The organism is Pseudomonas fragi (genome assembly GCF_900105835.1).
GTDB lineage: Bacteria > Pseudomonadota > Gammaproteobacteria > Pseudomonadales > Pseudomonadaceae > Aquipseudomonas > Aquipseudomonas fragi.
In genome coordinates this window covers 3,373,356-3,385,960 of the sequence record NZ_LT629783.1, presented here as the reverse complement: position 1 = coordinate 3,385,960, position 12,605 = coordinate 3,373,356, and the positions used below count along the sequence as shown (strand labels likewise).

Below are 12,605 nucleotides of genomic sequence, written 5' to 3'. Positions count from 1 at the left end.
AGGGCTATGTCATGGCCAAAGCCGGATTTCGTCTTGCCCTGCTTGCCACCCTGCTGGCGCTGGTGGTGGTGCTGCTCGGTGCCTATACCCGCCTGACCCACGCCGGCCTCGGCTGCCCGGACTGGCCCGGCTGCTACGGGTTTATCAGCGTGCCCAAGACCGAGGCGCAACTGGCCCATGCCGAGCTGCATTTTCCCGATACCCCGGTGGAAGCCGACAAAGGCTGGAGCGAGATGACCCACCGTTATTTCGCCGGCACCCTGGGCCTGTTGATCGTGTTGCTGGCGGCCCGGGCCTGGCGGCAGCGGCACTTGCCCGATCAGCCGCTCAAGCTGCCACTGTTTATCTTGCTGGTGGTGATCGCCCAGGCCGCCTTTGGCATGTGGACGGTGACCCTCAAGCTTTGGCCGCAGGTGGTTACGGGGCATTTACTGGGCGGCTTCGCGACCTTGAGCCTGCTGTTTTTGCTGACGTTGCGCTTATCTGGCGTATTGCCCGCGCTGGCAGTGCCGCGGCGCCTGCAGCGCTGGGCCACCGCCGGGCTGGTGCTGGCGATCCTGCAGATCGCGCTGGGGGGCTGGGTCAGTTCCAACTATGCCGCCGTGGCCTGTGTTGATGTGCCGACCTGTCATGGCCAATGGTGGCCTGAGGCCGATTTCGCCAATGGCTTTCATCTGACCCAGCACATCGGCCCCAACTACCTGGGCGGGCAACTGGACAGCGAGGCCCGCACGGCGATTCACCTCACCCATCGTTTGGGCGCCGTGCTGCTGACCGGGGTGTTGCTGGGCCTGGCGTGGCAGTTGCGCAAGGTCGGCATGACCCGGCTGGCGGGGTTGCTGCTGGTGGCGCTGGCAGCGCAGATCAGCCTGGGCCTGAGCAATGTGCTGTTGGGGTTACCACTGGCCGTGGCGGTGGCCCACAACGCCGGGGGCGCGGCATTGCTGCTGACCCTGGTACTGGTCAATTACCACACGCGTACGGCCCTGGTGCGGGTCAAGGCCCCGCGCTTTGCCCGCTGGAGCTTCAGCCTTAAAGGAGAGCAGCCGTGGCGACCGTAATGGGCGAGCACGTACAGCGGGCGTTGTGGCGCGATTATCTGGAGCTGACCAAGCCCAAAGTGCTGGTGCTGATGTTGATCACTTCGCTGATAGGCATGTTTCTCGCGACCCGCGCCGGCGTGCCCTGGCCCGTGCTGATCTTCGGCAATCTGGGTATTGGCCTGTGTGCCGGGGCCGCGGCGGTGGTCAATCATGTGGTGGACCGGCGCATTGACGCCGTCATGGCCCGCACCCACAAGCGTCCGCTGGCCCGGGGGCGGGTGTCGCCGCTGGCTGCGCTGACCTTCGCCCTGCTGCTGGCGCTGGCGGGCATGGCATTGTTGCTGGTATTTACCAACCCGCTGACGGCCTGGCTGACGCTGGCCTCGCTGCTCGGCTATGCGGTGATCTACACCGGGTTTTTGAAGCGGGCCACGCCGCAGAATATCGTCATTGGCGGGCTGGCCGGGGCAGCACCACCACTGCTGGGCTGGGTGGCCGTCACCGGGCAGGTCACCGCCGAGCCACTGCTGCTGGTGCTGATTATCTTCGCCTGGACCCCGCCGCATTTCTGGGCGCTGGCCATTTATCGCAAGGAGGAATACGCCAAGGCCGATATCCCGATGTTGCCGGTCACCCACGGCGAGCACTACACCAAGGTGCATATCCTGCTTTACACCTTCGTCCTGCTGGCAGTGAGCTTGCTGCCGTTTGTGATCCACATGAGCGGCTTGCTCTATCTGGGCTGTGCGCTAGGGTTGGGCGCACGCTTTCTGCATTGGGCGTGGGTGCTGTACCGTGGCACCCAGCCGCACGCGGCGATCAACACGTTCAAGTACTCTATCTACTACCTGTTCCTGCTGTTTATCGCGCTGCTTGTCGACCACTATCTGATGTTGAACCTATGACTAAAACTCAAAAAACCGTCTTTATCCTCGTTGCGCTGGTGGCGTTGGTCATGGGCCTGACGTTTAACAAAATGATGTCGGGCAAGAGCCAGGGTGACAACACGTCGCTGATCGATGCCGGGATCATCTTGCTGCCGCAAAGCCGCCAGCTGCCGGACGTGACGATGACCAACCAGGACGGTCAGCCGGTGGTGATGAATGAATTGAAAGGCAAGTGGAGCATGCTGTTTTTTGGCTACACCTTCTGCCCGGACATTTGCCCGACCACCCTCGCCCAGCTGCGCCAGATCAAAAGCGAGCTGCCCAAGGAGGTACAGGACAAGCTGCAGATCGTGCTGGTCAGCGTTGATCCCCATCGCGACACGCCGCAGCAGCTCAAGCAGTACCTGGGCTATTTCGATCCGCAGTTTGTGGGCCTGACGCCGGGCTCCATCGATGAGCTGCAGACACTGGCCAACGCGGTGAGCATCCCTTTTATTCCGGCCGATACCAGCAAGGCGAACTACACCGTGGATCACAGCGGCAATCTTGCGCTGATCGGCCCGGACGGTACTCAGCGGGGTTTTATCCGCGCACCGTTCAACAACCAGAAGATGGTTGCCCAGTTGCCGGGGTTGGTTGAGCGCAAGTAAGAGGGAGAGGGGCAGATTAATCTGCAGGAGCTGGCTTGCCTGCGATACAGGCGACACGGTCTTTCAGAAAAACCGCAAGGATGCCATCGCGAGCAAGCCCGCTCCCACAGAGGGGCGGGATTGCTCCGACAGAGGGTGTCAGAACGCCGGAACGATGGCGCCTTTGTACTTCTCAAGAATAAACGCTTTCACTTCCGGGGTATGCAGCGCTGCAACCAGCTTTTGCATGTCAGCCGAGTCTTTGTCATCCGGGCGTGCAACCAGAATGTTCACGTAAGGCGAATCGCTGCCTTCGATGACCAGTGCGTCTTTTTCCGGGTTCAGCTTGGCTTCCAGCGCGTAGTTGGTGTTGATCAGCGCCAGATCAACCTGGGTCAGCACCCGTGGAATGGTGGCCGCTTCCAGCTCGCGGAACTTCAGATTCTTGGGGTTGGCGGTAATGTCTTTGGGGGTCGACAGGATGTTGCTCTTGTCCTTGAGCGTAATCAGCCCGGCCTTATCCAGCAACAACAGCGCACGGCCGCCGTTGGTGGCGTCATTCGGGATCACCACGGTAGAACCGTCTTTGATTTCATCCAGCTTTTTGTACTTGCTCGAGTAAGCGCCCAGCGGCTCCAGGTGAACAGCGGCAACGCTGACCAGATGGGTGCCCTTGGCCTTGTTGAACTCATCCAGGTACGGCTGGTGCTGGAAGAAGTTGGCGTCCAGGCGCTTTTCGGCCACTTGTACGTTTGGCTGGATGTAGTCGGTGAACACCTTGACCTTGAGGTTGACGCCCTCCTTGGCCAGTGCAGGCTTCACGAACTCCAGGATCTCCGCGTGGGGCACCGGGGTGGCCGCAACCGACAGATCGCCCGCGTGGGCCGAAAACGCCGCAACAGCGGCCACAGCAGCAAATAACTTCTTCATGCAGCAACTCCTTGTGAATACCTGATCTCAGGTATCTGCCAGCCGGAGCTGGCGGTTACGTTTATAGAATCGGCTTGCGTTTACTTGCGCGAAAAGTGCACCACCAGCCTGTCGCCAACGGTCTGCAGAATTTGCACCAGAATCAGCAACAGCACCACTGTGACGATCATCACGTCAGGTTGAAAACGCTGGTAGCCGAAGCGGATAGCCAGGTCGCCCAGGCCGCCGGCACCGACAACACCTGCCATCGCGGTGTAGCCCACCAGCGTAATGGCTGTCACCGTAATCGCGGCAAAGATGCCGGGGCGTGCTTCAGGCAGCAACGCATTGGTAATGATCTGACGTGTCGTGGCGCCCATGGCCTGCGTGGCTTCGATAATGCCGCGATCGACTTCACGAAAGGCCGTCTCTATCAGGCGCGCAAAGAATGGCGTGGCGCCCACTACCAGCGGTGGAATCGCCCCGGCCACACCCAGGGATGTGCCGGTGATCACGACGGTCAACGGGATCATCACCACCAGCAGGATGATGAACGGCAGTGAACGCAGGATGTTCACGATAAAGGATAGCGCGGCATACAGGGTTTTCTGTTCCAGCAGCTGGCGCGGGCTGCACAGGAACAGCAGGATGCCCAGCGGCAGGCCGAGCAATACGGTGAACAGCAGCGAACCGCCGAGCATGACCATCGTGTCGCCGGTGGCCAACCAGATTTCGTACCAGTCGATATTGGAGAAGAAGCTCAATAGGGTTTCCATTAGCGCAGCACCTCCATATGAACGTCAGCGGCAACGAAGCTGGCAAACGCCGCTTCCATATCGCCACCGGTGATGGCGAGGGTCAGTTGCCCATAAGGGGTGTCTTTGATGCGGTCGATGCGACCGGCCAGGATGCTGTAGTCCACACCCGTTTCGCGAGCAATGGTACCCAGCAACGGTGCGTAGGTAGCTTCACCCTGGAAGGTCAGGCGCACGATGCGGCCAGGCACATGAGCGAAATCGTCGCGCTGCTCGCTCTCGTCAATCTGCTCGTCTTCCTGCACAAAACGCTTGGTGGTCGGGTGCTTGGGGTGCAGGAACACATCGGCTACCGGGCCTTGCTCGACGATCACACCTGCGTCCATCACGGCCACTTCGTCACACACACGACGGATCACATCCATCTCGTGGGTGATCAGCACGATGGTCAGCTTCAGCTCGCGGTTGATCTCGGCCAGCAGTTGCAGCACCGAGGCCGTGGTTTGCGGGTCGAGGGCGCTGGTGGCTTCATCGCACAGCAGCACTTTTGGCTTGGTGGCCAGGGCGCGGGCAATGCCCACGCGCTGTTTCTGGCCGCCCGACAGTTGCGCCGGGTACTTTTTGGCGTGATCTGACAGGCCCACGCGCTCGAGCAACTCAGCAACGCGCTTATCAATGGCACTGCGGGACAATTCACCTGCCAGTGTCAGAGGCATCGCGACGTTATCGGCCACGGTCTTGGAGGCCAGCAGGTTGAAGTGCTGGAAAATCATGCCGACCTGCTGACGGAAACGGCGCAGGCCGTTGGCGTCCATTGCGGTCACGTCTTCGTTATCGACGATGATCTTGCCGCCGCTCGGGGTTTCGAGGCGGTTGATCAGGCGCAGCAATGTACTTTTACCCGCACCGGAGTGACCAATCAGGCCGAACACCTGGCCGCTCTCAACACGCAAACTGGTGGAGTGCAGCGCGGGAATGTCCTTACCGGCAACCCGGTAAGTTTTATGAACATTATGAAACTCAATCACGTAGCGAACCTTGTGGGCGCGTAAATAGAAGTACAGCGGTAAGCCGGGCGCGCATTTTAGCCTGTCCGTATAGATGCACTTAGCATTTATTTGCGCGCAAACCTTTGATTTGGCAATAAGACGACTAAAGGTCAGAAAAAAGGAACGACGGTAGAGGCCAGGCGTCAGTACTTAGGCAACTCGCATCCGCCTCGGCGGTATTTGTCGACAGGGCCTGATGCACAGGGCTTCGCAAACAAGGAGTTTAGTCTGATGAGCAGCAAAAAACCGTCTTCCAACAAGAGCCAGATGGCCGGCACCGACACCTTGGATCGTGGCAACACCAACGTCAAATTGCAAAGCCTTGAAACCTTTCGCGATGACGCCACGGACCAGGCATTAAGAACCAACCAGGGGGTGAAGATTGCTGATAATCAAAACACCCTCAAGGCCGGCTCCCGCGGTCCGTCGTTGCTCGAAGACTTCATCATGCGCGAGAAAATCACGCATTTTGACCACGAGCGGATTCCCGAGCGCATCGTGCACGCGCGAGGCACCGGGGCGCATGGCTATTTTCAGGCGTACAAGTCCCACAGCGCCCTGACCAAGGCGGGCTTTCTGCAGGATCCGGGCAAGCAAACCCCGGTGTTTGTGCGTTTCTCCACCGTGCAAGGCCCGAGGGGCTCCGGGGATACGGTGCGTGACGTTCGCGGTTTTGCGGTCAAGTTTTTCACCGACGAAGGCAACTTCGATCTGGTAGGCAACAATATGCCGGTCTTTTTCATACAAGACGCGGTCAAGTTTCCTGACTTTGTTCATGCCGTAAAACCCGAGCCGCACAATGAAATCCCTACCGGAGGCTCGGCTCATGACACCTTCTGGGACTTTGTCTCACTAGTGCCGGAATCTGCTCACATGGTTATTTGGGCCATGTCCGACCGGGCCATTCCGAAAAGCCTGAGAAGCATGCAAGGCTTCGGCGTGCATACCTTTCGCTTTATCAACGCTGAAGGCCAGGCGAACTTCGTCAAGTTCCACTGGCGGCCGAGCGCAGGTACTTGCTCGTTGGTGTGGGACGAAGCGCAAAAGCTCGCAGGCAAAGACACTGACTTCCATCGCCGTGATCTGTGGGACGCCATCGAAACGGGCGATTACCCGGAGTGGGAATTCGGGGTGCAGATCATCCCGGAGGAAGACGAACACAAGTTCGATTTTGACATTCTTGACCCCACCAAGCTGATTCCCGAAGAACTGATACCCATCACACCCTTGGGCAAAATGGTGCTCAACCGCAACCCGGACAATTTCTTCGCAGAAACCGAGCAGGTTGCGTTCTGCCCGGGGCATATCGTGCCGGGGATCGATTTTTCCAACGATCCGTTGCTGCAAGGGCGCCTGTTTTCCTACACAGACACGCAGATCAGCCGTCTTGGCGGGCCGAACTTTCATGAAATCCCGATCAACCGTCCGGTCGCGCCGTTCCACAACAACCAGCGCGATGCCCAGCACCGCAGCACGATCCACAAGGGCCGTGCGGCTTACGAACCCAACTCCATTGACGGGGGCTGGCCAAAAGAAACGCCACCCGCCGCCAGGGACGGCGGTTTCGAGAGCTACCCGGAGCGTATCGATGCCAACAAAATCCGTCAGCGCAGCGAGTCGTTCAGCGATCATTTCTCCCAGGCGCGGCTGTTTTTCAACAGCATGAGCAAACACGAGCAAGAGCACATCATCGCCGCCTACAGTTTCGAGCTGGGCAAGGTGGAGCGCGAGCATATCCGGGCGCGCCAAGTGGACGAAATCCTGGCCAATATCGATTTGGGCCTGGCCGGGCGCGTAGCGCAGAACCTGGGGTTGCCTGCGCCCAAGGCCGGCACAGTGGCCGAGCGCAAGACCGGTATCGCCAAGTCCCCGGCCTTGAGTCAGGCCAATCTGTTGCCGGGCAATATCAAAACCCGCAAGGTCGCGATTCTGGCCGCCAACGGGGTGGATGGCAAAGCGATCGATGCCCTGAAACAGGCGCTGGCCGCCGAGGGTGCCCACGGCAAATTACTGGGGCCGACCTCGGCACCGGTCAAGACAGCTGAAGGCAATTTGCTCGCGGTGGATGCGTCGATGGAAGGCTTGCCCTCGGTGGCGTTCGACGCGGTGTATGTGCCGGGCGGCGCAGCGTCGATCAAGGCCTTGAGCGGCGACGGCGTGGCTTTGCACTACCTGCTGGAAGCCTACAAACACCTCAAGGCCATCGCCTTGCACGGCGAAGCCGGACAACTGCTGGACGTGCTGCATTTGCAGGCGGATGAAGGGCTGCTGGTGCTCAAGGAAGCCAAGGACCTGAAGGGCTTCTTTGCGGCAATCGGGCAACATCGTGTATGGGCGCGTGAGGCCAGGGCCAAGGCAATACCGGCCTAGTCTTCAATAAAAAACCCGTAGCAGCCGGTGGCTACTACGGGTTTTTTTATGCCCGGGCGATTTACTCCGCCTTGGCAGGGATCAGCACCATTTGTGCAGGCACATGGCGAATGATCTGACGCTCCAGCTTGAGGTCAAACCCGGGGTCGAGCTTCTTGACCCGCTTGCTGATCAGTGTGGCCAGCCAGGGGTAGTCCGCGGTACGCGGAACCTGCAGGCTGACAGCACACTGGTAATTAACGATATCTTGAGCGATCAAATCCAGTTGATGGCGAAGTTTGGCAATATCGTTGATGTTCAGTGCAACGGTGGTGCTTTCGGCCGCCGGGTCGATCACCTTGGCAGGCGGCCGGGCTTCAGCAGCCTTGAGCGCAGCTTCGGCCTTGTCCAGCTCGGCCTTGCGGGCCTGGGTGATGGCGCTGTTGACGCCACCGGTCAGCGCAGGGGCCTTGGGCATCAGCGCGCGGGCACGGCTCAGGGCAGTGGCTGCAGCATTGACATCACCCTTTTGCAGAACGATCTGGCTGCGTTGCAGGTAGGCCTCGGCCAGTTGGCGCTGGTACTGCACCAATTGCGGATCATCCGGGGTTTGAGCCTGCAAGGCGCTCAGTTGGTCTTCAGCGGTCGCGAGTTCGCTGCTGGCCAGGTTTTGCTCCAGCTGTGCGATGGCCGTAGCGCGAGCGTCGGCGGCAGTAGTATCGGCCGACGGCGTGCTTTGGCAGGCGCCCAGCAGCAAGGAAAATGCGGCCAGGAGCAAGTAACGGGAGTTGAACAGCTTCATTCCTGCGGCTCTCTAAGTGCGCAAAAAACAAGCAAGTCTACACCCCTCGACGGGGCAGAACAAAACTCAGCAAAAACAGTGCAGCGGCACACACCACAATCGACGGCCCTGCCGGCGTGTCCTTGAACCATGACAGTGCCAGGCCACCACATACGGCCAGTATGCCCAGCGCGCTGGCGCCCAGTGCCATTTGCTCCGGAGAGCGGGCATGGCGCTGGGCCGCCGCCGCCGGAATGATCAGCAAGGACGTGATCAGCAGCACGCCGACGATTTTCATCGCCACGGCAATCACCACCGCGATCAACAGCATCAAGGCCAAGCGTAACGCCGCCACGGGCAGGCCTTCAACCATCGCCAGCTCTTCATGCACAGTAATCGCCAGCAATGGCCGCCACAGGGCAACCAGCAAGGCCAGTACCGCCGCACTGCCGCCCAGGATCCACATCAGGTCGGTTGGGCTGATGGCCAGCAGGTCACCAAACAAATACGCCATCAGGTCGATCCGCACTTCATGCATGAAGCTTAGTACGACCAGCCCGAGGGACAAGGTGCTGGGGGCGAGAATTCCGAGCAAAGTGTCGGATGCCAGCGATTGACGCTGCTGCAGCGTAACCAGCAACACGGCCAGCAACAGGCAGCCCACGGTCACGGCAATGGTCGGGCTCACATCCAGCAAAAAGCCCATCGCCACGCCCAGCAAAGCCGCGTGCGACAAGGTGTCGCCAAAGTAGGCCATGCGACGCCACACCACAAAGGACCCCAGAGGGCCTGCAACGATTGCCAGAGCCAGACCTGCCAGCAGGGCGTAAAGCAGAAAATCAGCCATGCTTGCAGCCTTCTCCATGTACATGAGTGTGTGCAGCCGGGGCGTCTTCACTGACCACCGCGCCATGCAAGTCATGGGCATGGTCGTGATGGTGGTGATAAATCGCCAGGCTTTGTGCGTTTTTGCCAAACAGCTCGACAAAGGCCGGGTCGCCGCTCACCTGCTCAGGATGCCCGGAACAGCAGACGTGGCGGTTGAGGCACACCACCTGGTCGGTGGTGCTCATCACCAGATGCAAGTCGTGGGACACCATCAGCACGCCACAGCCGTGGCGGTCGCGCAAACGGGTGATCAGGGCATACAGCTCCGACTGGCCGGCCACGTCCACGCCCTGTACCGGCTCGTCGAGCACCAGCAATTCAGGTTTGCGCAACAGTGCGCGGGCCAGCAGCACCCGCTGCATCTCACCGCCGGACACGCTTTGCACCGGGCTGTCGATGACCTTTTCAGCGCCCACCTCCTTGAGTGCGTCAAGGGCCTGGGCACGGTCCACGCCGGGTACCAGACGCAAAAAGCGCAACACCGACAGCGGCAGCGTCGGGTCGACGTGCAATTTTTGCGGCATATAGCCCACCCGCAGCTTGGGCTTGCGCCAGACACTGCCACGGGTAGGCTTGAGCAGGCCGAGCACGGCCTTGACCAGCGTGGTCTTGCCGGCGCCATTGGGGCCGATCAGGGTCACGATCTGGCCCGGCTCAACGCTCAGCTCAATATTGTCGAGGACGTTTTGCCCGTCATACGTCACCGTGACGTGTTGCAGGCGAATCAATGCTGCGCTCATCAGGCCTCCCGGCAACCCGAACACAAACCGACCACTTCGACGGTCTGGCCTTCGACAGTAAAGCCGACATCGCGGGCGCTCTGCACAATCGCGTCGCTGATAGCTTTTTGCTCAAGCTCGATGGCCGCATGACAGTTGCGGCAAATCAGGAACTGACCCTGATGCGGATGTTCAGGGTGGCTGCAGCCGACAAAGGCATTGAGCGACGAAATACGATGCACCAGGCCATTATCGAGCAGGAAGTCCAGTGCCCGATAAACGGTCGGTGGCGCGGCGCGGCGGCCGTCCTGCTCGCTCAGCACCGCCAGAATGTCGTAGGCGCCCAGCGGCTTGTGGCTCTGCCACACCAGCTCCAGCACCCGACGACGCAATGCGGTCAGGCGCAGGCCCTTTTGTGCGCACAGGGTATCGGCCTCGGTCAGCGCACTGTGGACACAATGAGAGTGGTCATGGGGACGGCTGGCAAGCGGTGTAATAGGCATGGGCGGCGACGATTATTGAGAGAGACGTTATTATGTTACCTGTTTCAGCCCACATGAGTGCTCATCGTGCCCCGTTTTTTGTCTCTTTTTCTTGCTCTAAGCGCCAGTTTGCTTGTGATCAACCCGGCCCGGGCCGAGGTCAACGTGCTGACCAGCATCAAACCCCTGCAGCTGATTGCTGCTGCCGTGCAGGACGGCGTGGGGCATCCGGAGGTGCTTTTGCCGCCCAATGCCTCGCCGCATAATTATGCACTGCGCCCATCCGACGTACGGCGTGTGCAGTCGGCGGACCTGTTGTACTGGATCGGCCCGGACATGGAAGGGTTTCTGCCACGGGTGATCAAGGGCCGGACCCTGCCATCGGTGACGGTACAAACCCTGCCGGGCTTGAAACTGCGTCATTTCGCCGAAGATAGCCATTCCCACGAAGAAGATACCGCCGAACATGACCACGATCATCGCCCCGGCACCCTGGATGCGCATTTGTGGCTGGCCCCGGACAATGCCCGGGTGATTGCGGCAAAAATGGCCGCGGACCTGAGCGAAAAAGACCCTGCCAACGCAGGCAAATACCAGAGCAACCTGAAGGCTTTCAATGAGCGTCTCGATGCCCTGGATGCGCGCCTCAAGCAGCGTATGGCCGGGATTGCCGACAAGCCGTTCTTCGTCTTCCACGAAGGCTACGACTATTTTGAAAGTGCTTACGGCCTCAAGCACACCGGGACCTTCAGTGTGGCTTCGGAAGTGCAGCCGGGCGCCCAGCATGTAGCGGCCATGCGCAAGCGTTTGCAGGAAGTGGGCAAGACCTGTGTATTCAGCGACCCGCCGCTGCGTCCGCGTCTGGCGGACACCCTGACCGCCGGGTTGCCGGTCAAGCTGGCAGAGCTGGATGCCCTGGGCGGCTACACCCCGGCGACAGCACAGGGGTATGAGCAGTTGCTGGAAAAACTCGGCAACGACCTGGCGGGTTGCCTGGAGAGTTTGTAAACCAGCTCCGCTGGTATTGCGCTGTACTGCATGCCAGAACCTCTGTGGGAGCGGGCTTGCTCGCGATTGGATCGACGCGGTTGTTCAGATACACCGCGTCGCTACCATCGCGAGCAAGCCCGCTCCCACCGTTGATTTCAGCGTTTGTTACAACGCGAACGGCAGCTGTACGGTTACTGTCTGGCGCAAAGCCAGGCGCTTTTCGAACTCGCCCGGATCGTGAATCAGCACGTCCTGACCGGCAAAGGTCTGGGCTGCGATCAGGCGCGACAGCCAGAACCGCACGCAGGCAATACGCAGCATCGTCGGCCACAACTCGGCTTCAGCCGCAGTGAACGGGCGCAGCGCAGCATAAGCGCCCAGCAGCGCACGGGCGCGAGGGGCGTCGATCTGGCCGTCTTCGTCGGCACACCAGTCATTCAGGGCAATGGCCACGTCGTACAGCATCGGGCCCGAGCAGGCGTTGTAAAAGTCGATCAGCCCGGTCAAATGAGTGCCTTCGAACATCGCGTTATCGCGAAACAGGTCACCGTGCAGATTGGCCCGAGGCAACGCCAGAATCTGTGCCTTGCGCTCGGTAATTTCCTGCAATGCCTTCTGCAGCAATTGTGCCGAATCAGGCGACAAACCGGCCATCAGGGCTGGCCCTTCTGTCAGCATCCAGTCCAGGCCGCGGTCGGTCTTGCGCTCCAGCACCTTGTTGCGGGTAGCGGTGTGCAAGTGGCCGAGCAAGTCACCCACCTGGGCGCAATGCTGGGCGTTGGCTTCACGAATATGCTTGCCCGCCAGGCGCGGCTGCAGCAGCGCCGGCTTGCCCTTGAGCTCGCGCAGGGCCTGGCCGTCAACAGTGCGCAAGGCGAAAGGCACCGGCAGATCGGCGTCATGCAGCACATCCAGCAGCTCGATAAAGAACGGCATTTCCTTGACCGGGCCGCGTTCAACCAGGGTCAGGACAAACTCACCCTGCTCCAGGCTGATGAAGTAGTTGGTATTTTCGCTGCCCGCAGCAATCCCCTGGAAATCGAGCAAACGCCCGAGTTCATAAGGCGCAAGGAAGGTTTCCAACTCGCTGCGAGTCAGTGGGGTGAATACAGACATGATTTAAA

13 protein-coding genes are annotated in these 12,605 nt (G+C 60.2%); 5 read left to right on the top strand and 8 right to left on the bottom strand.

Features of this window, described 5'->3' with window-relative positions; all coding sequences use genetic code 11:
* The first annotated feature begins 11 nt into the window (after positions 1-11).
* The 3 genes from BLU25_RS15420 to BLU25_RS15410 are packed head-to-tail and all read left to right on the top strand — an operon-like array spanning position 12 to position 2,580.
* Positions 12-1,061 (top strand): COX15/CtaA family protein, encoded by a 1,050-nt coding sequence (locus BLU25_RS15420; protein WP_083369710.1) that lies wholly within the window; start codon positions 12-14, stop codon positions 1,059-1,061.
* Positions 1,049-1,948: a heme o synthase gene (gene cyoE, locus BLU25_RS15415; RefSeq protein WP_029611636.1), complete on the top strand. Its 900-nt coding sequence runs from the start codon at positions 1,049-1,051 to the stop codon at positions 1,946-1,948. The genes BLU25_RS15420 and cyoE overlap by 13 nt, the downstream gene beginning before the upstream one ends.
* On the top strand, positions 1,945-2,580 hold the full coding sequence (locus BLU25_RS15410) for an SCO family protein (protein WP_016782739.1): 636 nt from the start codon (positions 1,945-1,947) through the stop codon (positions 2,578-2,580). Before cyoE ends, BLU25_RS15410 begins: the two co-directional genes overlap by 4 nt.
* 138 nt (positions 2,581-2,718) lie before the next feature.
* Here the strand turns inward: BLU25_RS15410 and BLU25_RS15405 are convergent, their stop codons facing one another.
* The 3 genes from BLU25_RS15405 to BLU25_RS15395 all read right to left on the bottom strand — a co-directional run bounded on the left by BLU25_RS15405 (position 2,719) and on the right by BLU25_RS15395 (position 5,251).
* A complete protein-coding gene (locus BLU25_RS15405; protein ID WP_016782740.1) occupies positions 2,719-3,489 on the bottom strand; it encodes a MetQ/NlpA family ABC transporter substrate-binding protein in 771 nt (256 codons plus the stop codon).
* Positions 3,490-3,569: 80 nt separating this feature from the next.
* A complete protein-coding gene (locus BLU25_RS15400) occupies positions 3,570-4,244 on the bottom strand; it encodes a methionine ABC transporter permease (protein WP_016782741.1) in 675 nt (224 codons plus the stop codon).
* Positions 4,244-5,251, bottom strand: coding sequence for a methionine ABC transporter ATP-binding protein (locus tag BLU25_RS15395; protein WP_016782742.1), 1,008 nt, complete (start codon positions 5,249-5,251; stop codon positions 4,244-4,246). The genes BLU25_RS15400 and BLU25_RS15395 overlap by 1 nt, the downstream gene beginning before the upstream one ends.
* A 201-nt stretch (positions 5,252-5,452) precedes the next feature.
* Here BLU25_RS15395 and katE point away from each other — a divergent pair, with 201 nt between their 5' ends.
* Positions 5,453-7,642 (top strand): catalase HPII, encoded by a 2,190-nt coding sequence (gene katE, locus BLU25_RS15390; RefSeq protein WP_081481087.1) that lies wholly within the window; start codon positions 5,453-5,455, stop codon positions 7,640-7,642.
* A gap of 61 nt (positions 7,643-7,703) precedes the next feature.
* Here katE and BLU25_RS15385 read toward each other — a convergent pair whose 3' ends face one another.
* Genes BLU25_RS15385 through BLU25_RS15370 form a run of 4 tightly spaced genes read right to left on the bottom strand, consistent with a single transcriptional unit; the run spans position 7,704 to position 10,512 of the window.
* Positions 7,704-8,423, bottom strand: coding sequence for a PA5502 family lipoprotein (locus BLU25_RS15385; RefSeq protein WP_016782744.1), 720 nt, complete (start codon positions 8,421-8,423; stop codon positions 7,704-7,706).
* 37 nt (positions 8,424-8,460) lie between these two features.
* Positions 8,461-9,249, bottom strand: coding sequence for a zinc ABC transporter permease subunit ZnuB (gene znuB, locus BLU25_RS15380; protein WP_016782745.1), 789 nt, complete (start codon positions 9,247-9,249; stop codon positions 8,461-8,463).
* On the bottom strand, positions 9,242-10,030 hold the full coding sequence (gene znuC / locus BLU25_RS15375; protein ID WP_016782746.1) for a zinc ABC transporter ATP-binding protein ZnuC: 789 nt from the start codon (positions 10,028-10,030) through the stop codon (positions 9,242-9,244). The genes znuB and znuC overlap by 8 nt, the downstream gene beginning before the upstream one ends.
* Positions 10,030-10,512, bottom strand: a complete 483-nt coding sequence (locus tag BLU25_RS15370; RefSeq protein WP_016782747.1) for a Fur family transcriptional regulator — start codon at positions 10,510-10,512, stop codon at positions 10,030-10,032. The genes znuC and BLU25_RS15370 overlap by 1 nt, the downstream gene beginning before the upstream one ends.
* Before the next feature lie 57 nt (positions 10,513-10,569).
* Here BLU25_RS15370 and BLU25_RS15365 point away from each other — a divergent pair, with 57 nt between their 5' ends.
* Complete coding sequence (locus tag BLU25_RS15365) at positions 10,570-11,499, top strand: zinc ABC transporter substrate-binding protein (RefSeq protein WP_371836903.1); 930 nt, start codon at positions 10,570-10,572, stop codon at positions 11,497-11,499.
* A 147-nt stretch (positions 11,500-11,646) separates the two neighbouring features.
* On the opposite strand, the gene BLU25_RS15360 is transcribed toward BLU25_RS15365, so the two are convergent.
* On the bottom strand, positions 11,647-12,597 hold the full coding sequence (locus tag BLU25_RS15360) for a homoserine kinase (RefSeq protein WP_016782749.1): 951 nt from the start codon (positions 12,595-12,597) through the stop codon (positions 11,647-11,649).
* Between the last annotated feature and the right edge of the window lie 8 nt (positions 12,598-12,605).